Origin of the sequence: Mixta gaviniae, assembly GCF_002953195.1 — a bacterium.
In the GTDB taxonomy this organism is placed as follows: domain Bacteria; phylum Pseudomonadota; class Gammaproteobacteria; order Enterobacterales; family Enterobacteriaceae; genus Mixta; species Mixta gaviniae.
The window spans coordinates 2,783,723-2,808,533 of the sequence record NZ_CP026377.1; the positions used below are offsets into that span (position 1 = coordinate 2,783,723).

At 59.0% G+C, this 24,811-nt stretch carries 22 protein-coding genes and 2 tRNA genes; 12 read left to right on the plus strand and 12 right to left on the minus strand.

The annotated features are described in order from the left end of the window. Positions 1 to 122 precede the first annotated feature (122 nt). Complete coding sequence (locus C2E15_RS13040; RefSeq protein ID WP_104957749.1) at positions 123 to 845, plus strand: alanyl-tRNA editing protein; 723 nt, start codon at positions 123 to 125, stop codon at positions 843 to 845. 63 nt (positions 846 to 908) lie between these two features. Here C2E15_RS13040 and C2E15_RS13045 read toward each other — a convergent pair whose 3' ends face one another. The 3 genes from C2E15_RS13045 to C2E15_RS13055 are packed head-to-tail and all read right to left on the minus strand — an operon-like array spanning position 909 to position 3,138. Next, positions 909 to 1,193, minus strand: a complete 285-nt coding sequence (locus C2E15_RS13045; protein WP_218926707.1) for a helix-turn-helix domain-containing protein — start codon at positions 1,191 to 1,193, stop codon at positions 909 to 911. Next, positions 1,121 to 1,759 carry an AraC family ligand binding domain-containing protein gene (locus C2E15_RS13050; RefSeq protein ID WP_218926708.1) on the minus strand — a complete coding sequence of 213 codons (639 nt, stop codon included), beginning with the start codon at positions 1,757 to 1,759 and terminating at the stop codon, positions 1,121 to 1,123. Before C2E15_RS13050 ends, C2E15_RS13045 begins: the two co-directional genes overlap by 73 nt. Beyond that, positions 1,729 to 3,138 carry a DNA cytosine methyltransferase gene (locus tag C2E15_RS13055; protein WP_104957751.1) on the minus strand — a complete coding sequence of 470 codons (1,410 nt, stop codon included), beginning with the start codon at positions 3,136 to 3,138 and terminating at the stop codon, positions 1,729 to 1,731. The genes C2E15_RS13050 and C2E15_RS13055 overlap by 31 nt, the downstream gene beginning before the upstream one ends. A 151-nt stretch (positions 3,139 to 3,289) precedes the next feature. Here C2E15_RS13055 and C2E15_RS13060 point away from each other — a divergent pair, with 151 nt between their 5' ends. Next, the gene (locus C2E15_RS13060) at positions 3,290 to 3,946 is read left to right on the plus strand and encodes an epoxyqueuosine reductase QueH (RefSeq protein ID WP_104957752.1); all 657 of its coding nucleotides are present in this window, start codon (positions 3,290 to 3,292) and stop codon (positions 3,944 to 3,946) included. A 128-nt stretch (positions 3,947 to 4,074) separates the two neighbouring features. Beyond that, entirely contained in the window at positions 4,075 to 5,661 is a 1,587-nt protein-coding gene (locus C2E15_RS13065) for a methyl-accepting chemotaxis protein (protein WP_104957753.1), read from the plus strand. On the opposite strand, the gene C2E15_RS13070 is transcribed toward C2E15_RS13065, so the two are convergent. Beyond that, positions 5,662 to 5,946, minus strand: coding sequence for a hypothetical protein (locus tag C2E15_RS13070; protein WP_104957754.1), 285 nt, complete (start codon positions 5,944 to 5,946; stop codon positions 5,662 to 5,664). A gap of 69 nt (positions 5,947 to 6,015) precedes the next feature. Continuing rightward, positions 6,016 to 6,720 carry a phosphohydrolase gene (locus C2E15_RS13075; RefSeq protein WP_104957755.1) on the minus strand — a complete coding sequence of 235 codons (705 nt, stop codon included), beginning with the start codon at positions 6,718 to 6,720 and terminating at the stop codon, positions 6,016 to 6,018. Between the two features lie 637 nt (positions 6,721 to 7,357). Between C2E15_RS13075 and C2E15_RS13080 the strand changes: the two genes are divergently transcribed. From C2E15_RS13080 to C2E15_RS13095, 4 genes are all read left to right on the plus strand, one after another. Further along, a complete protein-coding gene (locus tag C2E15_RS13080) occupies positions 7,358 to 8,020 on the plus strand; it encodes an ASCH domain-containing protein (protein WP_104957756.1) in 663 nt (220 codons plus the stop codon). Positions 8,021 to 8,126: 106 nt separating this feature from the next. Next, positions 8,127 to 8,915: a DgsA anti-repressor MtfA gene (gene mtfA / locus C2E15_RS13085; protein ID WP_104957757.1), complete on the plus strand. Its 789-nt coding sequence runs from the start codon at positions 8,127 to 8,129 to the stop codon at positions 8,913 to 8,915. Between the two features lie 92 nt (positions 8,916 to 9,007). After that, positions 9,008 to 9,083: transfer RNA gene (locus tag C2E15_RS13090), tRNA-Asn, on the plus strand. A gap of 550 nt (positions 9,084 to 9,633) precedes the next feature. Continuing rightward, the gene (locus C2E15_RS13095) at positions 9,634 to 12,054 is read left to right on the plus strand and encodes a hypothetical protein (protein ID WP_167391875.1); all 2,421 of its coding nucleotides are present in this window, start codon (positions 9,634 to 9,636) and stop codon (positions 12,052 to 12,054) included. 163 nt (positions 12,055 to 12,217) lie between these two features. On the opposite strand, the gene C2E15_RS13100 is transcribed toward C2E15_RS13095, so the two are convergent. The 5 genes from C2E15_RS13100 to C2E15_RS13120 all read right to left on the minus strand — a co-directional run bounded on the left by C2E15_RS13100 (position 12,218) and on the right by C2E15_RS13120 (position 17,990). Then, on the minus strand, positions 12,218 to 12,970 hold the full coding sequence (locus tag C2E15_RS13100; RefSeq protein ID WP_104957759.1) for an alpha/beta fold hydrolase: 753 nt from the start codon (positions 12,968 to 12,970) through the stop codon (positions 12,218 to 12,220). 8 nt (positions 12,971 to 12,978) lie between these two features. Further along, positions 12,979 to 14,043: a class I mannose-6-phosphate isomerase gene (locus tag C2E15_RS13105; RefSeq protein ID WP_104957760.1), complete on the minus strand. Its 1,065-nt coding sequence runs from the start codon at positions 14,041 to 14,043 to the stop codon at positions 12,979 to 12,981. 19 nt (positions 14,044 to 14,062) lie between these two features. Beyond that, positions 14,063 to 14,920: a glucose 1-dehydrogenase gene (locus C2E15_RS13110; protein WP_104957761.1), complete on the minus strand. Its 858-nt coding sequence runs from the start codon at positions 14,918 to 14,920 to the stop codon at positions 14,063 to 14,065. A 377-nt stretch (positions 14,921 to 15,297) separates the two neighbouring features. Next, complete coding sequence (locus C2E15_RS13115; RefSeq protein ID WP_104957762.1) at positions 15,298 to 16,572, minus strand: MFS transporter; 1,275 nt, start codon at positions 16,570 to 16,572, stop codon at positions 15,298 to 15,300. Continuing rightward, the gene (locus C2E15_RS13120) at positions 16,569 to 17,990 is read right to left on the minus strand and encodes a M20 family metallopeptidase (protein ID WP_104957763.1); all 1,422 of its coding nucleotides are present in this window, start codon (positions 17,988 to 17,990) and stop codon (positions 16,569 to 16,571) included. Before C2E15_RS13120 ends, C2E15_RS13115 begins: the two co-directional genes overlap by 4 nt. Positions 17,991 to 18,140: 150 nt before the next feature. Between C2E15_RS13120 and C2E15_RS13125 the strand changes: the two genes are divergently transcribed. Together C2E15_RS13125 and C2E15_RS13130 are read left to right on the plus strand one after the other, a co-directional pair. After that, positions 18,141 to 19,043, plus strand: a complete 903-nt coding sequence (locus C2E15_RS13125; RefSeq protein WP_104957764.1) for a LysR family transcriptional regulator — start codon at positions 18,141 to 18,143, stop codon at positions 19,041 to 19,043. Between the two features lie 74 nt (positions 19,044 to 19,117). Then, positions 19,118 to 19,615: a pyridoxamine 5'-phosphate oxidase family protein gene (locus tag C2E15_RS13130; protein WP_104957765.1), complete on the plus strand. Its 498-nt coding sequence runs from the start codon at positions 19,118 to 19,120 to the stop codon at positions 19,613 to 19,615. A 261-nt stretch (positions 19,616 to 19,876) separates the two neighbouring features. On the opposite strand, the gene C2E15_RS13135 is transcribed toward C2E15_RS13130, so the two are convergent. Further along, complete coding sequence (locus C2E15_RS13135) at positions 19,877 to 21,307, minus strand: EmmdR/YeeO family multidrug/toxin efflux MATE transporter (protein ID WP_104957766.1); 1,431 nt, start codon at positions 21,305 to 21,307, stop codon at positions 19,877 to 19,879. Positions 21,308 to 21,633: 326 nt separating this feature from the next. Here C2E15_RS13135 and C2E15_RS13140 point away from each other — a divergent pair. Together C2E15_RS13140 and C2E15_RS13145 are read left to right on the plus strand one after the other, a co-directional pair. Further along, positions 21,634 to 21,709: transfer RNA gene (locus tag C2E15_RS13140), tRNA-Asn, on the plus strand. 753 nt (positions 21,710 to 22,462) lie between these two features. Continuing rightward, complete coding sequence (locus C2E15_RS13145) at positions 22,463 to 23,920, plus strand: sulfatase-like hydrolase/transferase (RefSeq protein ID WP_104957767.1); 1,458 nt, start codon at positions 22,463 to 22,465, stop codon at positions 23,918 to 23,920. A gap of 104 nt (positions 23,921 to 24,024) precedes the next feature. Here C2E15_RS13145 and C2E15_RS13150 read toward each other — a convergent pair whose 3' ends face one another. Beyond that, the gene (locus tag C2E15_RS13150) at positions 24,025 to 24,315 is read right to left on the minus strand and encodes a putative quinol monooxygenase (RefSeq protein WP_104957768.1); all 291 of its coding nucleotides are present in this window, start codon (positions 24,313 to 24,315) and stop codon (positions 24,025 to 24,027) included. Positions 24,316 to 24,517: 202 nt separating this feature from the next. Here C2E15_RS13150 and C2E15_RS13155 point away from each other — a divergent pair, with 202 nt between their 5' ends. Further along, the gene (locus C2E15_RS13155; RefSeq protein ID WP_104957769.1) at positions 24,518 to 24,778 is read left to right on the plus strand and encodes a hypothetical protein; all 261 of its coding nucleotides are present in this window, start codon (positions 24,518 to 24,520) and stop codon (positions 24,776 to 24,778) included. The last annotated feature ends 33 nt before the right edge of the window (positions 24,779 to 24,811 follow it).

The following is a 24,811-nucleotide window of genomic DNA, read 5'->3' on the forward strand; positions in this document are numbered from 1 at the left end:
CTGTTAACAGTGTATGCGTCGTCGGAAGAAACCGGCAAACCGTCGTCGCGCCGGCTGCAATAATTTACAAGCCAGCCGTCGCGCGAACTGCCAGACTGCGGGTTTTATCGAGGAGAAAAACCATGACGCAACTGCTGTGCTACAGCGAACCCGAGGCGACGCGCTGCGCTGCGCGGCTTACCGACTGGGGAGATGATGAAAAGGGAAGCTGGATCGCCGTCGACCGCACGGTTTTCTATCCGCAGGGCGGTGGCCAGATGTCCGACCGCGGCGCGCTGACGCTGGGCACGCAGTCGCTGCCCTGTTCGCTGGCGCTGCTGCGCGACGGCGCGGTGCGCCATTACCTGCCCACGCTGCCGGAAAGCCTTGAGCGCGGCGCGCCGTTGCAGCTGGCTATCGATGCGCCCTTCCGCCTTATGGCGTCGCGATCGCACAGCGCCGGGCACCTGATCTCGCATGTGGTGGAAACGCTGCGCCCCGGGCTGGTGCCCGACAAAGGGCACCATTTTCTGCCGGGCGCCTATGTGGCGTTTCAGGGCGAGCTGGCTGATGAGCCGGAAAGCTTTTTACGGCTGGTGCAGCAGCAGACGGAGGCCGCCATCGCCGCCTCGCTGCCAGTGCGCATCGGCGCGAGAACGTTCAGCGACATCGCCGCGCTACGCCCTGAACTGGCGGACAAAATCCCGCAGCAGCCGCAGATCCGCACCGTCGCCATTGGCGACTATCGTCCTTTCGCCTGTGGCGGCACGCACGTGTCCCACAGCGGGGTTATCGGCGCGCTGGCGCTGCGGAAGATTAAGGTGAAAAACGGCGTACGCATAAGCTATGAGCTGTTATCCGACTGACGACGCCAACGCCTCCGCGATACGTTGTTGCGTGGCGAAAGGCGCGACGGCAAACCTCTTCTGTTACCAGGCGGAAGGGGCGACGGCGAACGCCTGACGAAAGGCGCGGCTGAAGTGGCTTTGATCGTAGAAACCCACCTCCGCCGCCACCTGCGCCACGCTGTATTCGGGCCGGCTCAGCAGGCGGCACGCCTGTTCCAGCCGTAACCGTTTCAGCCAGGCGTGCGGCGTCATGCCGGTATGCTGCTGAAAGCGACGAAGAAACTGAAAACGGCTCAGGCCGCACAGCGTCGCCAGCGTCTGCAGCGAGAGCGGTTGGCCGAGATGCGCATAGCAGTAATCACGCACCCGCTGAAATTCACGCCGCGACAGCCCAGCCCGCCGCTAACCGGCATTGGCCGCAGCGCGCCCTGCTGAATCACCAGCGGCGCCAGCAGCAGCAGCGCGGCGGCATCGAAACGCTCCTGATACGCGGCCGCCCCGGCGTGCAGATGCCACAGCTGCCGGCTCAGCAACGGCGCATCGACAATTGCCGGGCCGCACTCAAAGCGCTGCGGTGCGTCGGTAATCTCCTGCGCCAGGGTTTGCAGCAGCGCCGGCGCAAGGCGAAAGGTTCTCAGCGTATAGCCGCCATCCCCTTCGCGCGTGCCGGTATGCACTTCGCCGGGTGGCATGATGGCGATGCGCCCGCGCGTCAGCAGATCGGAGCGGCCGCTAAAATCCTGCCGCTGCACGCCGTCGGCGATCAGGCCAATATGGTAATCAAGATGAAAATGGGGGGCGAAATCGGAATGGGTCAAATGCGCTTCGCCCAGCACCATGCCGGGCAACGCCTGTGGATGATAATAGCTGACGCGCTCCTGCGGCTTCTCCTGCGCGCCCATTATCGCTTGCTCACCGCCTCGGCGATCCATGGCCGCAGCAGCTGCGCCACGGCGGCGAACACCGGCACGATGACCGAGTTGCCGAACTGGCGATAGGCCTGGGTGTCGGAGACCGGAATGCGGAACGGCCGCCCTTCCGGCGTCTCAAATCCCATCAGCCGGGCACATTCGCGCGGCGTCAGCCTCCGCGGACGCCGCTGCTGGTTATCGGGATGGTCGAAATTGGCTTCGCCAAGGGCGCGATCCCAGCCGCGGTCGATCAGGATCTCCGAACCGTCTTTGTAGTAGCGCGCTGACAGCGTGCGCACCACACCGTGCGTGCTGGCAGGATCGAACAGGCCATAGCCGAAGCCGTTGCCACGCGCCTGATGTTTGCGCGCATAGTTATAGAGATACTTCCAGAGCGTCGGCGTCAGGATATATTTCGCGTCAACCTGCGGCTCCAGCAGCTCCGCCAGCGTACGGCGACGCTGCGGCCAGAAGCGGGAGATATCGCGCAGGGTAAAGCCCGGCTTTAGCCCCAGCTCGCGGCGGAAGCCCACCAGCACGATGCGCTCGCGGTGCTGCGGCAGAAAATGCTGACCATCGATGATTTTCGGATCCGGCCCGGCGGCATCGGCGTCCGCCACGTCATAGCCCAGCTCGTCCAGCGTCTGCATAATGATGCGGAAGGTGTTGCCCTTATCGTGGCTTTTCAGGTTCTTCACGTTCTCCAGCACGAAGATGGCCGGCTTCTTGGCGGCGATAATACGCGCCACATCGAAAAAGAGCGTGCCCTGCGCCTCACAGGCGAAACCGTGCGCGCGGCCCAGCGCATTTTTTTTAGAAACCCCCGCCAGCGAAAAAGGCTGGCAGGGAAAGCCCGCCAGCAGCACATCATGATCCGGCACGCTCTGATCGATATGTCGCCAGGCGGTTTGCTCATCGATATCGGCGCGCTGGCTTAGAGTGACGTCGCGGATATCCTGATTAAAGCGGTGCTGCTGTTCGTCGCAGTACCAGTTGGCCTTATAGGTACGCACCGCATGTTTGTTCCATTCGCTGGTAAACACGCACTGACCGCCGATAGCCTCAAAGCCGCTGCGAATGCCGCCGATGCCGGCGAAAAGATCGATAAAGCGAAAGGCGTAGTCGGGATGGTGCGCAGGCGGCGTGGGCAGCATGTGCTGTAGCAGCGCCCTCTCCTCGTCGGTCAACAGGCGCTGACGCCCCTGGCCGGTTTGCCAGCGGCTGAGCGATTCGCGCGTCCATTCATACTGGCGCGACCGACACAATTCGGCCGCCACGGTTTTCCGATCGTAAACCGCCAGCACTTTTTGCAGCAGCTGCCTGTCTTCGATGTGCTTCCGCTGCGCATCTGCCTGCGCCTGTTGCGCCAGCGGCGGTGCCACTTCGTCAAATTCGCTCATAACTTTGCTGTTTTAGAAAAAAGTGGCGCAAGTGTAACATCTGTTTGACCCGGCGCTCCATCAGTTAGCGTCGCGCTTTGCCGGCTTTGCGGGGTGACAACCTCTGGCTGCACCCTTACACTTGGCGCACGTTATTTTCAGGAGAGCCGAAATGAGCGAAACTGACCGCCCGTTGCTGTCGCTGCCCGGCGGCGCCGATAAACTGCTGTTGCATTCCTGCTGCGCCCCCTGCTCCGGGGAGGTGATGGAAGCGCTACACGCCTCCGGCATCGACTACACCATTTTCTTTTACAACCCCAATATCCATCCGCAGAAAGAGTATCTGCTGCGCAAAGAGGAGAATATCCGCTTTGCCGAGCAGCATGGCGTTCCCTTTGTCGACGCCGATTACGATACCGACAACTGGTTCGAACGTGCCAAAGGCATGGAGTGGGAGCCGGAGCGCGGTGTGCGCTGCACCATGTGCTTCGATATGCGCTTTGAGCGTACCGCGCTTTACGCCTGGGAGCATGGCTTCCCGGTGATCTCCAGCTCGCTGGGCATTTCGCGCTGGAAGAATATGCAGCAGATCAACGACTGCGGCCAGCGCGCGGCGGCGCCTTATGAAGGCATGACTTACTGGGACTACAACTGGCGCAAAAAAGGCGGCTCGGCGCGCATGATTGAGATCAGCAAACGCGAGCGCTTCTACCAGCAGGAGTATTGCGGCTGCGTCTACTCGCTGCGCGACAGCAACCTGCACCGCAAATCCCAGGGCCGTCCATTAATTAAGCTGGGCGTGCTTTATTACGGCGATGAGGAAAAGTAACCCCGCCGCTTCTGCCTGCGATTTGTCTTAATTCAGCAAGAGAGACTGAAACTGCGTCCGGCGTGGTCGCTGTCACAAAATTGACACCGACTGCGCCAATACTCCTTTTTATTTTTTCGGAAAGGATTATGTCGCTACTTTCAGTACTGTCCCCGCGCCTGGCGCGCCGTCCCGCTTTTCGCCTGCCCGCGTTTCTCTTCAGCCTCAGCGGCGCATTCTGGAGCTTCCTCGCCCTGTTTTGTCTGCTGCAGTGCGCCAGCGTGTTGATGATCACCCTGTCGGTCAATCACAGCCACGCCACGGTGGAAACCGCGCGGCAGCTGCATAAGCGTCAGGCGCTGCTGGAGAACGCGCGCGTCGCGCTGCTGACCGCCAGCGACAACAGCCATCGCGCCGGCATCTGGTTTATGCAGGATAAAGAGAGCGGTTCCGTCGACAGCTGGAAGCCGCTCGCTGCCAGCGCGACGCAGTCGCTGGCCGAGGCGCAATCGCTGTTTGCCCGCTACGGTGCGCCGCCGGACAGCCCGCTGACGCAGAGCTTCATCCAGCTGACGCAGGGCCTGCAGGAGCAGCTGAAAAGCCTTAACGACAACACTATCGACGGCTTTTTTATGGTACCGATGGAGGCATTCCAGCAGCAGTTCAGCGACGCCTGGCGCGCCACGCTGACGGAGTCCGATCGGCAGGCCGGCGCCACCAACGACGCGACGCTGCATTCGCTGACCGAAAGCCGCAACCTGCTGCTGCTCTTCTCGCTGCTGTTGCTGGCGATGCTGGCGACAGCGGGATGGCTGCTGCTGCGCGGCGTACTGCGGCCGCTGAACCAGGCGGCCAGCGCGCTAAAGCATATTGCCACCGGCAACCTGACCCAGCCGCTGACACGGCGCGGCCGCCAGTCGCATGAGATGGCGCAGCTGTGGCAGGCGATGACGCAGATGCAGCAGGGCCTGCAGCATATCGTGCAGGAGATCAACGCCATTGCCGGCGCGGTGATGCAGAGCGCCGAGGGCATGGTGCGGCAGAGCGACACCCTTAATCACAGTAATCAGCAGCAGAGCAGCGCGTTTGCCCATATCTCCTCCCGCCTGTCGCGCATGGCGGAGGAGGTCGAAAACAGCAGCCGTTTTACCCATCACGCCACCCGGCAGGTGCAGCATACCGATAGCCTGACCCAGCGCTGCGGCGAAATGGTCAATCAGGTTGATACCCATATGCAGGATATCGTGCTGGCATCGGGCGAAATCGCCGGCATTGTTAGTCTGCTGGAGGGGTTGTCGCTGCAGACGCGGATGCTGGCGCTGAATGCGGCGATCGAATCGGCCCACGCTGGTGTTTACGGGCGCGGCTTTTCGATCGTGGCGAAAGAGATTGGCCTGTTGTCAAACCAGAGCAGCCATTCAACCCGTGAGATCGACCGGCGCATTCAGCATACGCATCAGCATATCGCCACCGGCTCGGCGCGCGTGCAGGCACTGGAAACGCTGTATGGGGAGATCCGCACCGAGGTATCGGGCGTGGTGGTATTGCTGGCGGAGCTGGAGCAGAACGCGGCGGCGCAAAGCGAGCGCGTCGGCAAGATTGCCATGGAGATTGCGCGTATGGCGCAGCAGGTCGAGGAGAATGAGACGCTGTCACAGCAGAGCGCCCTCGCCTCGCAAACCCTGATCCAACAGGCGCAGCGCCTTGCGCAAAGCGTGCGCCAGTTCAGTCTGTAGCTACTTTTTCTTTTTGCTTTTCTTCAGCAGCGAACGGATCTGCTTCAGTTCGCTGCTGGTCAGCTGCGGCGCGTCATCATCCTGCGTCTCCTCCGCCACGCTTTCCTGCAGCCCTTCCTGAGTATGCTGTGAATCGATTGCCGGATGCGGCTGAGTAAACAGGCTGGCCTGTAAACGCTGGCTCACTTCCTGGCTCAGCGACAGCTGGTTTTCCAGCGCCAACGTTTTTAGCGTCTCTTTTAGGGCGGGATCAATTTTAATTGTTAAGCTAACCGTGTCAGTCATACCGTTCCTCCTGGGTGTTTGCGTCAAGCTAGCGGAACGGGAGGAAATTTAACAGACTGTCACAAAAATTTAATATTCCTCTATCACCGGCGTGAAGTCGCGCAGCACTGACTCATCCAGCGAAACCAGATCGCCCTGCAGCTCCGCGCACAGCTTGGCCATATAGGTGACGAGAAAAGCGACGTTGTGCTGCGCCAGCCGTTTCCCTTCTGCGGTCTGCATGGTATCGGGCAGACGCAGCAGTTTCTTCTGGAAGTGATCCAGCGTCCAGCTGACATCATCCAGCTGGCGATCGCGCCCTAACGGATCTTCACTGTCGAACAGCGCCCTGCCCAGCGCGCCGGAGGTGTAGAACACCCGCGCCAGCCCAATCGCCCCCAGCGACTCCAGCCGATCCGCATCCTGCACGATACGCGCTTCCAGGGTTTCCGGCGTAATGCCGGCGCTGAAGCTGTGCGCCTGCACCGCATGAGCGACGGCGTTATGCAGCGCAACGGGGAAATCGATAAAGTCTTCGCTAAGGATGCGGCGCGTCTCCACCGCCGCCTTGCTGGAAGCGAGATGGCGCTGCGGATGGTTTTTCGGCAGGTTGACCACGTCGTGAAAATAGCAGGCGGCCAGTACCACCAGCGGATCCGCCTCGGTGCCCTGCATAATATGCTGTGCGGTTTTCCAGACGCGGCGGAAATGAGCGATGTCGTGCGCCTTATCATCCTGCGGCCAGGAGGCATGCAGCCAGTTTTCGAAGCGGGATTGCCAGAGTGTCAGGGACATCATCTACTCCTTCTTATTATTAGCGGACATGCTGAATGGCGAGACGGTAAACAAGCGCGGAGCCGTAAACCCTGTTGCGGATATACCCGGTTTTTGTGACAGCCCAATGACGCCGTCGACATTGTAACTTGTGTAAGTCTTTCATTAAAATTGCGATCTACATCAAGTTATAGTGATCACCTTACAAAATAACAACACATATGCAACATCTTTATTTTCCCGCCTGCAAGGTTTACTCCTAAAAAAGATAAGAAATCGTAATGATGCATCAATAAATCAGACAACAGGAGTACTGCATGTCTGACCAGCCTGTGCGATATTGGTACGGTTATGACTTAAGTCAAACTAATTAACTTAAACGGTGTCTCTGTGCGTTGCGGCAAGGTAAGCTCCTGTAAAAATATACATTAAAGTGATGAGACGCGTATGTCATTTATCGTAAACGGTAATCTTTCTTCCAGGGGAGACGCCGGTTTCTTTTTCCGCGACCGGCAGCGCAGTTTGATAAGTGGTTCTCATGAATAATTATTGAAATGATTGCCCCCTTTTATCATGAGTAATGTTAGGATTTATCTTATTGCCTGTTCCACACAGTCATTACCGGGTACTTAAGAAAAGAAGAAAAACGAGGTATATCATGAAAGAAAGGCCAATTCTGTTCTCTGAACAACGCGTGCGCGCCCTGTTGGCAGGCCAGCAAACCCAAACCCGGCGGATTATGAAGTCACAGCCTTTCGGCCCAGGACAGGATAACCATGAAGGGTGTTATGTCGTTGACGTGACCAGCAACTATCTACACGGCAAAAAGATGACGAGCATGGCGGACCTGAGCTACCAGTGTCCTTACGGCCAGCCGGGCGATCGGCTATGGGTGCGTGAAACCTGGCGCGGCCCGATTGTGCCAACCGCCGAACTCGATGCCTATGAGCGCGCTCCCGCCAGCTTTCGTCAGGCGAAATATTGTCAGTACCGCGCCGACAGCCGCGAGCTGGGGCAGCAGCATGATGAAGAGAGCGAAACCTTCGGCTGGCAGACCGGCATCCATATGCCACGCTGGGCCAGCCGCATCGATCTGCTGATCACCGGCGTACGCGCGGAACGCATTCAGGATATCTGCGATGATGATGTGATGGCGGAAGGCGTACAGACCGATTCGCACTTTCTGAACCACTTTTTCACCATGAACCATGAATCGATCGCGCCGAAAGAGGCCTACCGTAAAGCCTGGGAAAAACAGTATGGCGGCACCAGTTGGGAAGTGAACCCCTGGGTGTGGGTGATCGAATTTCGCCGCGTCTGATCGCAGGCTGTGACGCCTTTCCGCTTTAGCGCGTTCAACGGTTGCGTGAAAAGCCCGGCTGCGGCATGGTACGCCGTTAATAATGTTTCGCCGAGTGAGTATTGCGATGATCAAATGGCCGTGGAAAGAAAAGGCTTCCCCAGCGCCTTTGCCCTGGCAACAGGCGCTGGCGGTGCCGATCTTTGCTTCACTCCAGCCGGATGAGGAGCAGACGCTGGCACAGCTGGCACAGCGCTTTCTGCAGCAGAAGCGGCTGGTGCCGCTGGCTGGCCTGGAGCTGGACGCGCTGCATCATGCGCGCATCGCCCTGCTGTTCTGTCTGCCGGTGCTGAAGCTGGGGCTGGAATGGCTGGATGGGTTTCATGAAGTGCTGATCTATCCGGCGCCCTTTATCGCCGAAGATAGCTGGCAGGATGAAGATGGGCTGGTGCATAGCGATCGCAGCGTGCAGTCGGGCCAGAGCTGGCAGCAGGGGCCGATTATTCTCAACTGGCTTGATATTCAGGATTCGTTCGATCTCAGCGGCTTCAACCTGATCGTGCATGAAGTGGCGCACAAGCTGGATGCGCGCGGCAGCGGCTACACCAACGGCGTGCCGGCGATCCCGCTGCGCGAAGTGGCGAGCTGGGAGCAGGATCTGCACGCCGCGATGGAAGCCATTCAGGAGGAGGTCGATCTGGTGGGCGAAAACGCCGCCACCATTGATGCCTATGCCGCAACCGATCCGGCGGAGTGCTTCGCGGTGCTGTCAGAATATTTTTTCAGCGCCCCTGAACTGCTGGCGCAGCGCTTCCCGACCTTCTACCGCCGTCTGACCCATTTTTACCGGCAGGATCCGCTGGCGCGCCTCCGGCCGCAGGCAGAAGCGCTGCAGCAGGATGTGCCGCAGGCGTGAATTGCTGCAAAGCTAGCCAACTGAATAGTAATAGTTTTTTTCCTGTTGACAGCCCGGTAAGCTGACGGTAATATTCGCGCCACTTAACCGATTCCTCTGTAGTTCAGTCGGTAGAACGGCGGACTGTTAATCCGTATGTCACTGGTTCGAGTCCAGTCAGAGGAGCCATATTCAGAGAAGCCCGCTCAGGGAAACCCGAGCGGGCTTTTTGCTGCTCTTCTCACAGAATTACATTCTGGCATCACCGCTTTTCATCTCCCTTTTTAAGACCAGCCAATAGGCAACCGCCCGGCACTGGCGTGCTTGCGGCACCCGCAGAAAGTAGCTGTTCCCTTCCTCCTCCCGCTGAAAAGAAAGCTGGCTATCGCCGGATCTGAAGCCGGTTATTTTCGTTAGTTGATTAATTTTTTTACTCAGCTGGATAAAATTTAATCGACGACAGAGACAGGGTTATTTCTTATAGCTGTAGTGGGAAAGAGAGGGCGTCATGAACGCTATCGCCTCTTCCCTCTTCTGGGTCGTGATTGATCCCGGTGTACGCCAGTAAAGGTTTTCCCCTGTGGAACCTTACCGCCAATAGCGCATGTGAACGCTGTAGCGCGTCTACAGAGATAACGCGTGCGCGGCATTTATCCTACTGGTGTATAAGGAGTTTATTATGGCTTTGAACCGTTCTGTTTCTCGCAGCGAGAGCGGCCTGACTAGCGGCGCCCTCCGGATGGCCTCGCCAATTATTATTGACACCTTCTCCGGTGATGACCTGCTGAATGCCCGCGAAAAGCGGGTTGATCAGCTGATTTCCGGCCGTGTTTCTGACGATATTGCCGTGGGTGAAAGCGTCACCGTCGAGGCGTTCGGCCAGCGCTGGCAAACCACGGTCGGGAACGACCGCGTCTGGAGCCTGACCCTCCCCTCTGGCGAGGTATCATCATTTCCTGACGGCCAGGCGCTGATCTCTGCCATGGTTAACGATGCGGACGGCGTTCAGCGGTTCGCAGTTAAAGCCGTGACCCTACAGGCCGGGCGCGGTAATGACTACTCCGCGCGCATAGAGATCCATCCGGTCGCTGACGATGCCATTCTTCATGCAATTGCTGCGGGAGACGATCCCTCTTTTTCCGGACGGACCTATAACGTTGCCAGCGGCAAAACGGTGACAGTAACGCTTAACGGCCAGGATTACGCTGCGCTGGTGCAGCCCGGAGGTTTCTGGCGCGTTACGGTGCCTGATGAAGATCTGCAGGCGTTACACAATGGTAAAGCATCGCTACAGGCAGCCGTCGTCGATCTCACGGAAACCGCCGCAATGTCGCAACAGCTGCTGGTGGCGCACAGCGTAACGGAGACGGGACGTTTAATGCTGGATACTGTCACGGGCGATGATGTTGTTGACGCCGGTGAGGCGCAGGCGCCGTTACGCATCGGCGGCAGCAGCCTGGGGATCACCGCAGGCAACCGCGTTGAAGTTGTCGTCAATGATATCTATCACTACGGGCTGATTCAGGAAGATGGTAGCTGGCAAATCATGCTGACCTTTGATGAAGTGGCCCGCCTGCCCGAAGGCGAAAATTATCTTTACGTTAATAGCTACGATGAATTTCACCGCTACAGCGCCGATACCGCCGTGTTCATGATGGATCGCATTCCGCCTTATCAGCCGATAAGCCTGGATAACGTCAGCGGGGACAGTAGCGTTTATGGCCGGGAGAAACGCGTCGATCAGGTGATATCAGGCATGCTGGATGAAAGCAATGCCGACTGGCGCCAGTTAACCGTGCAGCTGAACGGCAAAAGCTACCACGCCACGTTAACCAGCGAAGGCGCCTGGAGCGCGGTGATCCCCAGCGCGGATATGCTGGCGTTGCCGGTGGGCAATGTGCTGCTGCGCGCTCAGGCCCTCAATGAAAACGGCGATATCTACACCAGCAATAAAATTATCAACGTAGCCGCAGGGCGAGGCAACAGCTACTCGGCGCAGGTGACGCTCAATCCCCTTGCTGAGGCGAGCGTGTTCAATGCGCTTGAGAACGGCCAGGATCTTTTGGTTAGCGGCAGGGCTTACAACGCGGCAAGCGGTAAAACGGTGACGGTCACGCTCAATGGCGAACGCTATACCAGTGAGGTACAGGATGGCGGTTACTGGCATCTCGCCGTGCCTCATAGCGCGCTCCATGCGCTGCGTTCCGGCACCGCCACCCTGCTGGCCAGCCTGGCCGATCTCGGCGAAACGGCGACCAGCGTACAGATTATCAATGTCGATAAGCCGCAGCCGCAAATTCATCTCGACCCTTTTACCGGCGATAACGTGCTTTCGTTTGCGGAAAGCCAGAGCGATCAGCAGTTAAGCGGAACCGTGCAGCATATTCAGTCGGGGCAAACCATTACCGTTACGCTGGGCGAAGAGGACTATTCAGCGATAACAACCACGGGTGGCCACTGGACGACGCTGATCCCCGCGGCGGATCTGCAGGCGCTAATCGAGAACAGCGCTGTGATTGAAGCACGGGTGACAACAGAATGGGGGATTGAAGTCAGCACCGCTGAACTGTTGCTCATTCAGGATCCGCCGAGAGCCGATATTATCATTTCGCCTATCAGCGGAGACCAGATCCTGACGCCGGAAGAGGCGCTCAGCCCGCTGACCATCGCTGGAACGCTTGAAGGATCCTTTGCTCCCGGCAGCCGGCTGGAAATGGTGATCGGCGAGGGTATCTATTACACCTTTCCCGCAGGCGCAACGTGGAGCTTCACCCTTTCACCTGCACAGCTGGCGCAGCTGGAAGAGGGATCGAACACGGTATACGTACGCACTCACGACGCCTTTGGTCGCGAAGTGACCGCCGTTCAGTCGCTGCTGGTGGATAAGGCAGACCTGGAGGCCGCGCTGACGCCGGATGCCTTAGGCATTCAGGCGAGCCAGCAGGAGATGGCGCAGCTGCTGATCGGGGAAGAGGCCGCGCCTCTTCAGGAAAAGGTGATGCTGAAGGAGACGCCTGTTGTGCTGGCAGGCGCTGCTGATAGCGAGATCTGGGCCCCGGCAGCGCAGAGCCGGATGGTGGAAGCCACACATCTGCCGGTGACGGAGAATACGGTCGCGGAGATGTTCGTTCAGCACCATCTGGATACGCGGATTATCTGAAGGCCGCTCCGGGCGGGAATAGCCCGCCCGTGATACAGAGCGGCCAGCCTTTCATTGCCGGGCTGCGGCGCGATCTGCCGCGCCCGCGCTAAAAGGCCAGCATTTTCCCTCAACGCCAGTACTAAAAGGCGCGCAAAGGCCACCATTTCTCTCAATGCCGGCACTAAAAGGCGCGGCGCGCAAAAGTCAGCATCTTTTCCGCCAGCGCCTGTGGCGTCTGCATCGGCATCAGGTGTCCGGCACCGTCGATAACCGCCAGTTCGCCCTGCGGCAAATGGTTGCGCATGATCTCCCGCTGCGCCTCCACGCCCGGCACGTTGCCATCCTCACTGCCCAGCACCATCAGCGCAGGCAGTTGCAGGCGGCCGATGCGTTCACGCCACTCTTCGCGGCTGCCATGCAGCGGCCAGGCGTGCAAGGCTGCCAGGCTGGCGCTTTGCGCATCGGCAATCGCCACTTCACGCAGCGCATCCGGCAGCCGCGCGGAACAGGAGCTATCCACAAAGGTCTCCGCTTCCTGACGCGTTCCCTGCCAGGCCGCCTGCGCTTGGCGATCCTGCTCGCTCATCGGCTGCGGACCCGGTGGCGACGGCGCCACCAGTATCAGCCGTTCAAGGTAATCAGGCTGTTCGGCAGCCAGCGCCATTGCCACCTTACCGGTCATCGAGTGACCAACCAAAATGACCTTTTCCAGCCTCAGCGCGCGAATGGTCTCATCAACCTGACGCGCCATCGACGCAACATCATACCCTTCAATCTGCGATGCATCGCCAAAGCCCGGCGTATTCAGCGCCACGCAGCGGAAATCGCGATCGAGATAAGGCAGCGTCGGAAACCAGGTGCGGTGCGAGCCGCCCAGATAATGCATGAATACCAGGGTGGTTTCGCCCTGCCCCTGCATACTGTATGGCAGCATAAAACCTCCTAGCGCAATTTGCCCTGCAGATCGCCCAGATGCGCGATCTGCGTTTCGTCATAGCCTGCCTGACGCAGCGGCGCAATCACCTCGCTCGCCAGATCCGGCACATAGCCGATCAGCAGTTCGCCAGCGTCGCGCAGCGTCACCTCTTCCAGCGCGGCGGGCAGCAGCAGCGATTCGGCGCGTCCTAACGCCACGCTCACGCCGTTGGCCTCTACCGTCAGCGGCTCGCCCAGATTAGAGAGAATGCGCGCGCTATCGAAGCTGAAACGCTGCGGCTGGCTAAAGCGCCAGCGCTCCAGCGCGAAGTAAGGCCCGGCGCAACAGAACTGCCGCGTCAGATCTTTCTCCTCTAGTGTCAGCCCGCGCTGAGGCGCGCAGCGCAGTTCAGGACGCAGTTCCTCCAGCAGCGCATCGATGTTCTTCTCCTGCTCTTCCCGGGAGAGGCGCGTGCCATCTTCCATCTTCCACGGCATGGCGTGCTGCTGGATATTAGAGGTCTGCTCGATTTCATAAATCAGTGTATCGGGGCCGAAGCTGTGCAGCAGGCCACCGGGTACGTAGAAGATATCGCCGGTTTTTACCGGCACGCGATACATCACCGAGTCATACTCTTCCGCCAGCAGCGCCGCCTTCAGCTGCGCGTTATCCACGCCTTCGCGCACGCCCAGCAGGCAGGTGGCGTCGGGGGCCGCCCAGAGAATATACCAGGCCTCGGTTTTACCGTTCGGCTGTTGTTCCAGCTGTTGCGCCAGCGCATCGTTGGCGTGCAGGTGAACCGGCAACATACCGGTTCCATCGATAAATTTACTGAGCAGCGGAAAATGCGGGCCGCGCCAGCCGGGCGCGACCAGTTCATCGGGATAACGTTCCGTCAGCTCACGCAGGCTCTTGCCCGCCAGCTCGCCGTTAGTGACCGAGGCGATCATGCCGTCAACATCGCTGATCTCCCAGGTTTCAGCGATGCGCGACTCCGGCAGGCCTGCTTTGCCAAGCTGCTGCCGAATGCGCTGGCCGCCGAAAATATGCGTCGCCAGCGGCGTGGTGAGCTTTAAAGGATAGGCTTTCATCTTTACCTCCTTTAATCGCTTAAATAACCGCGACGCCGCCCGTGACGGCGATGGTTGCGCCGGAGATATAGCTTGCTTCATCGCTTGCCAGCATCACATACGTGGAGGCCAGTTCAGCCGGCTGCCCCATACGCTGCAACGGCACTTCGCCGCCAAAGCTTTCCACCTGTTCCGGCGGCATGGTTGACGGGATAAGCGGCGTCCAGATGGGGCCAGGGGCGACGGCGTTAGCGCGAATGCCCTTCTCCGCCAGCAGCGCTGCGAGGCTGCCGGAAAAATTAACGATCGCCGCTTTGGTCGCCGAATAGGCGAGCAGCTTCGGCTTCGGCTGATCGGCATTCACCGAGGCGGTGTTAATGATCGAACCGCCCGACGGCATATGCGGTACCGCCGCCTTACAGATATGGAACATCGCATAAATGTTGGTTTTCATGGTGCGATCGAATTCGTCATCGCTGATGTCGTCCAGCGACTGGCGCGTCATCTGAAACGCCGCGTTATTCACCACGATATCGATTTTGCCGAAGCGCTCAGCGGTCTGCGCTACGATGCGGCGGCAGTGTTCCGCCTCGGTGATATCGCCTGCGATCAGCAACGCTTGCTGGCCCGCCTCTTCCACTCGCTTCGCAGTGTCTTTAGCGTCGTCATGCTCATCCAGATAGGAGATCACCACGTCTGCGCCTTCACGGGCATAGGCGATGGCAACGGCGCGACCAATCCCGGAGTCGCCGCCGGTCACCAGGGCGGTTTTTCCTTTCAGGCGGCCGGAGCCTTTATAGCTGGTTTCACCATGGTCAGGTTTCGGCTGCATCTGCAGGAAGCTGCCGGGCCAGGTTTGCTGTTGCGCCTGCTGAGGATGTTGTGGACGGTCTGTCATACGTTGTCTCCTTTATAAAAGGCAAAGCGCCTGATAAAACAGGCGTTCGGCCTGTGTGAATGGGAGCTGAATCGTTACCAGCAACGTTAATAAGTGTAGCAGCCGTCACAAAATCGCAAGGGCGATTACCCAACGTAACAGTTTGACCAGAAAACTATTTTTACGAAAAAGCGAGGAAAAAGAGGCGATAAGGGCGCTTAAACGGCGGCAATCGCGGGCAAAGAAAAAAGGGCCTCTCTGCCTTTCCCTGCTTTACAGATTAACGTTAAAGCGCTGTTTGCCTCGCAACATGCCTGATAACACCTGTAACCATCGCGGATTGCGCGGCCTGTGACATCTGCCCAGCCCAATGAAGCTCCTCACAGCGGGCCCGCTGCTTAATGCAACACTGTCCTGCTGCGCCAGAGCGCCGTGCCGCTGAGCAGCGCCATCAGAATCAGGTAGTAGCCCGGCGCGAGGCTGGAGCCGGTGGCCTGAATCAGTAGCGTGCAGATCAGCGGCGCAAACCCGCCAAAAAGGGTCACCGCCACGTTATAGCTTATCGCCATACCGCTGGCGCGCGTCGCCGTCGGGAACAGATCCGCCATGACCGACGGCACGGCGGAAAAATAGATCGACTTCAGCAACGCCATCCAGCCTACCAGCAGGATCAGGCTCAAGGGTGAGGTATAGCGGATCATAAAGTGGAACGCGGGCCAGAGCGTCAGCGCCAGCAGGATAAGCGCGCCCCACATCAGCGGCGCACGGCCGATGCGCTCGGCCAGCAACCCCATCAGCGGTGTTACCACGGTTAAAATAACCCCAGCCACCAGGGTAGCGCTGAAGGCAACGCTGCCGGAAAGGTGCAGGCTCTGCGTCGCGTAGGTGGGAATATAGTTAAGCATGTAGTTAACCGCTGTGGAGATCACCATCAGCCCAACCGCCAGCAGCATCAGCGTTTTTTGACGTCCGATCAGCGTTTTCAGCGGCGCGGCGTGCTTCGCCTGCGGCGTAAAGCTGGCCGGCTCCGGCACGTGGCGTCGGATATAAAGCCCCAGCGGCCCGATCAGCAGGCCGAAAGCGAACGGGATGCGCCAGCCCCACGCCATCATCTGCGTCTCGCTAAGCAGCTGCGTCAGGCCGAGACCGAACGCCGACGCCATCAGCGTGCTGGCGCCTTGGGTAGCAAACTGCCAGCTGGCGATAAACGCCTTACGCTCCGGAAAATGCTCGACCAGAAAAGCGGTAGAGCTGCCGAACTCGCCGCCGGCGGAAAAGCCCTGAATCAGGCGTGCCGCCAGGATCAGCAGCGGTGCCGCCAGCCCGATAGCGGCATAGCCGGGCATCAGGGTGATCAGCGCCCCGCCTAACATCATCAGGTTAATCGACAGCAGCAATGCCTTTTTACGACCGTGGCGGTCGGCGTAGCTGCCAAGCACCAGCGCACCCAGTGGGCGGATAAGAAAGGAAACGCCGAAACTGCCGAAGGTCAGCAGCAGCGAAACCGAGGCGTCGCTGGTGGGAAAAAAGGCGTGGGCGATATAGCTGGCGAAAAAGCCGTAGACCGCAATATCAAACCACTCCAGCGCGTTACCAATGCAGGTGGCAAACAGGGTTTTATGCAGGCTGGGTTTGGCCAGCGCGACACGGCGCACGTCAGTCAGGCTGCTCATGACGTGGCCCTCCGCCAGGCACGGCGGCGATCCAGCAGCGCACCGCCCTGCTCGCCCAGATCCCAGAACAGTCGCGTCATGATCTGCAGCCCTTCACGCGCGATCGATTTCAACATATGCTCATTCACCCCATGCTGACCGCAGGCAGGGTATGAGTGCGGCACCCACAGCGTCGGTAAGCCAAGGATCTCGGAAAACACCTCATTCGGCAGCGAGCCGCCGAGATTAGGCAGCAGCGCCGGCTTTTTACCGCTGCTCTGCGCCATCACCGCCAGCGCCCACGCCACCAGCGGATCGGCAGGATCGAGGCGCGTGGCCGGCGATCCGCGCAGAAATGTCACCTCAACGTTATCAAAGCCGTGCTGTTGCAGATGTGCCTGAATATGGCTGACCAGATTTTCCCAGTCGGTACCGACGACAAAGCGCAGCTGGCAAACCGCGGTGGCGGAGCCAGGGATAGCATTCATCGGCCGCGCCGGATTGCCGGTCAGCATCGACAACACCTCCAGCGTATTCCAGCCGTACAGCCTCTCAGTCGGCGTCAGCCCCGCTTCGCCCCAGTTAATGTCAATCGCCGGATCGCCCGGCGTGCCGCCGACAGCGATATCGCTAAGGATCTGCCGCACGCTGTCGGTCAGCGACGTGGGCCGTAGCGCCGCGACGCGCAGCTGCCCCTGTTGGTTCACCAGCGAGGCAATAGCGTTGGCCAGCTGGGTACCGGGGTTGCTCAGCAGGCCACCCCAGTTGCCGGAATGGTAGGCGTTATCGCGCGCATGAATGCTAAGGCGGAAATTGACGCAGCCGCGCGAGCCTAAAAACAGCGTCGGCCGTGCCGCATTCAGGCGCGGGCCGTCAGAGGCGATAAAGAGATCGGCGCGCAGCAGTTCCGCCTGCTGCTGACAGATCTCTGCCAGGCCGGGCGAGCTGATCTCTTCCCCCATCTCAAACAAGATTTTGCAGTTAAAGCCGAGCCTGCCGCCGCGCGCGTGGAACACCTGCTCCAGCGCCGCCAGGTTGATGCAGTGCTGCCCTTTGTTATCGGCGCTGCCGCGTCCGTACCAGCGGTCGCCCTCTTCCTGCAGCCGCCACGGCGACAGCCCTTCGCGCCAGTTTTCGTCATCGCCGAATACGACGTCGCCATGCCCGTAGCAGAGCAGCGTCGGGAGCGCCTCATCCTCAATGCGCGTCGCGATCAAAAAAGGCCGGTTCGCCGCCGCCGGGTTCTCCAGCCGGTGCAGCGTAAAGCCGAGCGCCGCCAGCTGAGGCGCGATCTCTTTATCCAGATAGTGCGCCAGCTGCGCATCACGATCGTCGCGCTGGCTTTCCGTCATCAGCGCCACCCGACGTGCCAGCAGCCGTTGAAATTCCCCACTGTCAAACCAGGCGGTTGCGCCTGTTACTGCCTGTTCTGCCGTCATGTTTGCCTGCCATTGTTATAGGTTTTATCGTTTCCTTTCGACTTTACCTGTTCCCGGCTTTGCCACAATTATCAATTTTTAGCCTTCGGTTTGCTTTTAAAGCAAGGCTATACTGCCCAAAAAAGAGGCACGCCTCCTGAGGAGACCAGGATGTTAAGCAGTGAAATGCGCTATTTTCTTGCGGTGGCGGCAGCGGGATCGCTCAGCGCCGCCAGCGAGCAGCTGTTTGTTGCCGCCTCCGCCATCAGCCGGCAGATCCAGCGGCTGGAGGCGCAGGTCGGCGCGCCGCTGTTCCGCCGTCACGCGCGCGGTATGGTGCTGACCGAAGAGGGGGAGATTTTTGCGCGCCGCGTCCGGAAAAGCCTGCTGGATATGGAGTACGCCATTGCGGAAATTAAAGGGCTGAAGGCAGTGCGCCGCGCCCATATCCGCATCGCCTGCACCGACGGGTTGGCCTTTAGCCTGCTGCCGCGCCTGCTGGCTGATTTCCGCGCCGACAATCCGGCGGTGCATTTTTCGCTGAAGGTCACCAGCAGCCAGGGGGTAGCGGAGCTGGTGCGCGCCGGCGAATGCGATCTGGCGCTGCAGTTCAGCCTGCATCCGGAGCGCGACGTCGAGGTGATCGCTTCCTGGCCGGCGCCGGTGCTGCTGGTGATGCATCAGACGCATCCGCTGGCGGATAGGCCGGTAAACCTGGCGGAACTGGGCGCCTGGCCGCTGGCGCTGCCAGAGCAGAACACCACGGTGCGCCAGCTATTCGATCTCTCCTGCCAGATGAGCGGCAGCATCGTTGAGCCGGTGCTGACCTGCGATAACTTCTCCGCGCTCTACCACTTTCTGCGCCATACGCCACAGGCGATCACTCTCTGCAGCCACTTTACTCTGCTGTATGGCGCGGAGGCCGATGGCCTGATAATGAAAACTACCGGCGTCGATCAGTTGAGCCAGCGCACGCTGCAGCTGCAAACGGTGGCGGGCAGGCCGCGCAGCGCCGCGCTGAACCTGTTGGTTAGGTTTTTAACCGAGCGGCTAACCTGCGCCAGCCACCACTGATGGTGACGTTCCGCGCCTGTTCCTTATGACCGTCTATACTCTCCTTTACGCTTAAAAACTGTTACGGAGGCATCATGGAAAATCAAAGTGAGGTTTACACCCGTCCTGAACCGATCGTGGAATTACCGGAAGCGGTATTCAACCGGCTGCGCGGCGAGATCACGCCTCAGGCGGTGAATGAGGCGGTGCGTCTCTCCACCGTTGATGCCGAAGGCTGGCCGCATGCCGCCCAGCTTAGCCTGGGAGAAGTATTTGCTATCGATCGCCAAACGCTGCGCGTCGCGCTCTGGCCCGATTCCCAGACCAGCGAAAACCTGCGACGCGATGGCCGCCTCTCCGTCGCGCTGGCCTACGATAAAGGCATTATCGAAATGCGCGGCCGCGCGATTCAGATTGCAGAGGATCAGACCGACCTGAACCTGGCGGTATTCGAGATCGATATCGGCAATATCATGGTGCATCGTTCCGACTATGCAGAGGTGGCAACCGGGGTTACCTTTAAAATTCACGAGCCGGAAAAAGTGGCGGCGCGCTGGCAAGAGCAGCGCCATATGCTGTCGTCGCTGGAGTAACCGCGGCCGACCCGGAAAGATGTTGGTCGCTGGCATTATCGCCAGTAACAAACAAGACGGTTGTGGCTGGCATTATCGCCAGCAACAAAAAAGCCCCGTGCAGGCGGGGCTTTTTTATTATGACTACCGCGCGGCGGAGGTCTGCAGTCGCCTGATACGTTTCGCCACCGGCCGGCATTTTGCAGCCACTCATCGCCGATCGGCCGACGCGAGGAAAAACCGCGCACCACCGCACCACCGCACCACAAAGGCCGCCGCGCGTCAGGTTCGTTTCGCCACCGGCCGGTATTTTTGCAGCCACTTGCCGCTGATCAGGCGACGCCAGAAGAAAATACCGCGCACCAGCCAGTCAAGGAACATGCCCAGCCAGACGCCCACCACGCCCATACCCAGCACGATCCCCAGCAGGTAACCCGCCACCACGCGTGCGCCCCACATGCTCAGCATCGAAACATACATGGTATAACGGGCATCACGCGCGCCCTTCAGCCCGGCGGGCAGTACCCAGGAGGCGGCCCAGATCGGCATACAGGCAGCATTCAGCCAGACCAGATGTTTCACCACATCAATCACATCCTGTTCACGCGTATAGAACCGCGCCAGCAGCCCGGCGAACGGCGCCGATAGGAAGGCCAGCGCACACAGGCCGAAGGTCGCCAGCCAGAAAATATGTTTCAGCTGGCGCGTCGCCTGGCCAATCTGATTTTTCCCCAGTCGTGTGCCAACGATAATGGTCGAGGCGGAGCCAAGGGCGTTGCCCGGCAGGTTAATCAGCGAGGCGATAGAGAACGCGATAAAGTTACCGGCGATTTCGCTGGTGCCCATACCGGCGACAAACACCTGCGTCAGCAGCTTGCCGCCGTTAAACAGCACCGATTCGATACTGGCAGGCACGCCGATGCCCAGCACCTCCATCAGAATTTTGCTGTTCCAGCGGCTGAAGTAGCTGCGCAGCGGAATACGCAGCGCCGGGTTAAAGCCCACCATCAGCACCACGATCACCCCGATGGCGCCGATATAGCGTGAGATAGTCAGCCCCAGGCCTGCGCCGACAAACCCCAGCCCCTCCCACGAGAAGCAGCCGTAGATCAGCACGCCGCTGATGACAATGTTCAGGATATTCATCCCGCCGTTAATCAGCATCGGAATTTTAGTATTGCCCGCGCCACGTAGCGCGCCGCTGCCGATCAGGGCGATCGCCGCCGCCGGATAGCTCCAGGCGGAGGTTTGCAGATAGCTCAGCGCCAGCTCTTTAACCTGCGGCGAGGCGCTGCCGGCGATACCATCGATAATCACGTGGCCGTAGAACTCAATCACCCCCACCAGCAGCAGCGACATCACCGTCATCAACGCCAGCGACTGACGCGTCGCCGCACGGGCGCGATCGCCGTCGCGCTTGCCAAGGCTAAAGGCCACCACCACCGTGGTGCCGAGATCGACCGCGGCGAAAAAGGAGATCACTACCATATTGAAGCTATCGGCCAGCCCAACGCCCGCCATCGCCTCTTTTCCCAGCCAGCTAACCAGGAAGGTACTCAGCACTCCCATCAGCAGCACGCAGAGGTTTTCGATAAAGATCGGCACCGCCAGCGGCGTGATTTCACGCCAGAACAGCACCCGGTAGGAGCGCCGTTTTGGATACCACGCCGTGCCTTCAATGGCGCGCCGCAGTTTGACGAGTAAAGTTTGCAAGATCGACCCAATGACTTGATGAAGGTGAGAATTATGATGATGGGCAATGGTCAGCGATTATGCAAAATCTTTCCGATGCGGTTTAACGCTTTATTACAACTTCCGTTTTTCGCCGCCGCCGCCGCTGGCCGTTTTCGCCCCGCCACGATCCTACGCTGAAGGTTTCTCCAGGCCCGCGCGCCAATCCGTTAAAAAAGCCACTTATTGGGCCGCTGCTGCTGGTTAAAGCGGCAAACTGCTTATGCTTTCTGCAAACGACAGCGCAGAATGCAAAAAGGGTTTTGACATGGGCGCGGAAATCAGTAATATGCGCGCCATCAACCGATTCCTCTGTAGTTCAGTCGGTAGAACGGCGGACTGTTAATCCGTATGTCACTGGTTCGAGTCCAGTCAGAGGAGCCATATTCAGAGAAGCCCGCTCAGGGAAACCCGAGCGGGCTTTTTGCTTTTTAGCCGACGTGGCCGCTTCATGTCACCCTGCACCATTGTTGTCGCCCTGCTGCTTCATGTCACCCTGCGCCGAGGTTGTTGTCACCCCGCCGCTTAATGCCACTCTGCGCAGAGATTGTCGCCCCGCCGCTTAATGTCACCCTGCGCCATTGCTGTCGCTTTATTGCTGTTTTGCCGCAGGCGTCAATAGCCTGGATATATTGAAGGTGGGCGTTCCGGTTCAATATCCTGTGAACTTATTCTTTATTCCGGCTATGCCTTGTCGCAATAGGTGCAATCATTTCTCTGTATATTTAAACCCGCTATTTAATAAGAATGTATAATATACCCCCCTCTTTATTACGGTAAAAAACGCCGGTAAAGCCATGACAGTAAAAATAATCACCACGCCCCGAAATAAACGTTATCCTGTTGTTATTACGGGTTTATTTAATAGCATTTAGCATAAAAAAATGAACACGATCACAACAATGTTGTTTTGATTTGCAATTTAAGCGTAAAAGCGGATGGTATTAAAACGATCGTAACTCGAATAACGAGGCGAAACCTGATGTCGGCCTGCATGCGCCGCCGTCAGGTTTTTTATTGCCTCATATCCACCCTGGCTACCAGGGACAGCAAAGGGTGTGACATCCGCGTTTAATAAATGCCGGTAAAAAAAGCTGTCTATTTTCGCTGTTAACGTGACTGAAAAGGGAGAAACAGATGAACGCTAAACTGAGTCTGGCGGCGGCGGTAGCGCTTGCCTTTACGGCGGCGCCCGCGCTGGCCAGCCCTGCGGTGTCAACCGGACGTCCTAATATTATCCTGCTGTTCGCTGATGATATGGGCTGGGCCGATATGTCCGTGCAGGGCGCGAAAACCCCCACCGCGCATCTTGATCGGCTGGCGGCCAGCGGCCAGCGCTGGACCAATTTCTATGTCTCTTCGCCGGTCTGTTCGCCCAGCCGCGGCGGACTAATGACCGGCCGCCTGGAAACGCGCACCGGCCTGTATGGCGCGCAAACCCCGGTACTGCTGGAAAAAGATCCCGACGGTTTTCCCGCTGATGAGATCACTATCGCCGATTCGCTGCGGCAAAACGGCTACCGCACCATCATGTATGGCAAATGGCACCTCGGCAATCAGCCGGAGCAGTTCCCCACCCGTCACGGCTTTGACGAATGGTTCGGCATTCCCATCAGCAATGACTGCTACAGCACGCAGGTCGATCTGTTTGACGGCCTCACCTCTTCCGATCCGCAGACCGTTAAAAATACCCTCGCGATTGTAGAAAAGGGTAACAGCGCGCCGCGCCAGGCATACTGGAACGTGCCGCTTTATCACTCCTATCGCTATAAAGGGCAGCAGGTTGATTATCTGGTGCCGCAGGGCTTCCAGCAGGCCAGCTTTACCAAAGTGGTGACGGAGAAGGCGGTCAACTATATCAGCGAGAATAAAGATCACCCCTTCTTCATCTATATGGCCTATCCGCAAACCCATGTGCCGCTGTTCGGCTCGCCGGAGTTCAAAGGCAAAGGCCACAACCGTTACGGCGATATCATGCTGGAGATCGACTGGTCGGTAGGCCAGATCTATCAGGCGCTGCAGGATAACCAGCTGGCGGAAAACACCATCGTGATTTTCACCTCCGATAACGGCCCCTGGCTGATGTATGACAAATATGGCGTTTCCGGCTCGGCGCAGCCGCTGCGCGACGGCAAAAGCACGCCCTGGGAAGGCGGCCAGCGCGTGCCTTTTATTATCAGCTGGCCGGGCAACATCGCGCCTGCGGTGGTAGAGGATATCGGCAGCACCCTCGATCTGCTGCCCACGCTGATGGCGATCACCGGCAGCGCACACGCGCAGCAAACGCTGGACGGCTTTGACTTAAGCGCCGCCTTTTTACGGCGTCAGCCCAGCGCGCGCACCTTTATGCCCTACTTCTATAAAGGCGAAATGGAAGCGTGGCGCGAAGGGGACTATAAGCTGGTGTTTACGCGCTATGAAAACGGCCAGCCGGTGAAGCTGGCGCAGCCGCTGCTGTTTAACCTGCGCAATGACGTCGGCGAGCAACGCGATCTCGCCGCGCAGCAGCCGGAACGTTATCAGCAGCTGATAAAAAGCGCGCACGATTACCTGCTGTCGCTGGGGGAAAAGCGTCCGCCGCTGTTTGATATCTGACGCAGAGAGGCTGCGGCTTTCTGCTGACGGCCGTCAGCCAGAAGGAGAGGAGTAAAGCACGCGCCGCCGCGGCAACCAGCCCCGGCGGCGCGCCTGTTTCAGCATCAGCTCAGCGTTTTCAGCTTAGTGACCTGCAGCTCGGCGCGATCTTTGATCGCCTCAACCAGGCGCAGGAACGGCGCCGCTTCACTGTGCTGCTGAATGTGCGCTTCCGATTCCCAACGCTCCAGCAACACGAAGTGGTCCGGCTTCTCCAGATCCTGATGCAGCTGATACTGCTGGCAGCCTGGTTCGCCATGCACTTCGCGCTCGGCGGTGCGCAGCGCCTGCTCAACGGCTTCCGCCTCGCCCGCTTTAGCGATAATGGTCGCAACGATGGTAATAGCCTGGCTCATGCTGTTTCTCCTGTATCGGTTAAATAAATCTCCTGGTCAGGATAGTCGATTCTGACCAGATGCAGTATGCCAATCCCGGCGAAGAGGCACGCAGCGCTTAGTCAGACGATGCGACCGGTGATTTTTTGCTCTTGAAAATGGCAGAAGCGCGCCTATATAGCGCTGAGGATTATCTGGAATTCGTTAGTCAGGAGCCTCGCGTATGAAAACGTGCGATGAAACCTTACCTCAACAGCCGCAAAACATCGTCGCGGCCGCCAATCAGGACGCCGTCCAGCAGCTGCTGAGCCTGCTGCAGCAGCAAAATATGCCGCCGGAAACCGCGCTGGCTAACCTGGCGGTAGCGATGTCACAGCTGATGGCCAGCACCGGCTGCCACCAGTTTGTGCTGAGCAATCCACTGTCGCAGCTGTTGGTGCTGCTGCAAACCGGCGCCCCCACGCACAACCATATGGTTCATTAATCCGCAGCCGTCCCCGGAGGACGGCCTGCCCCC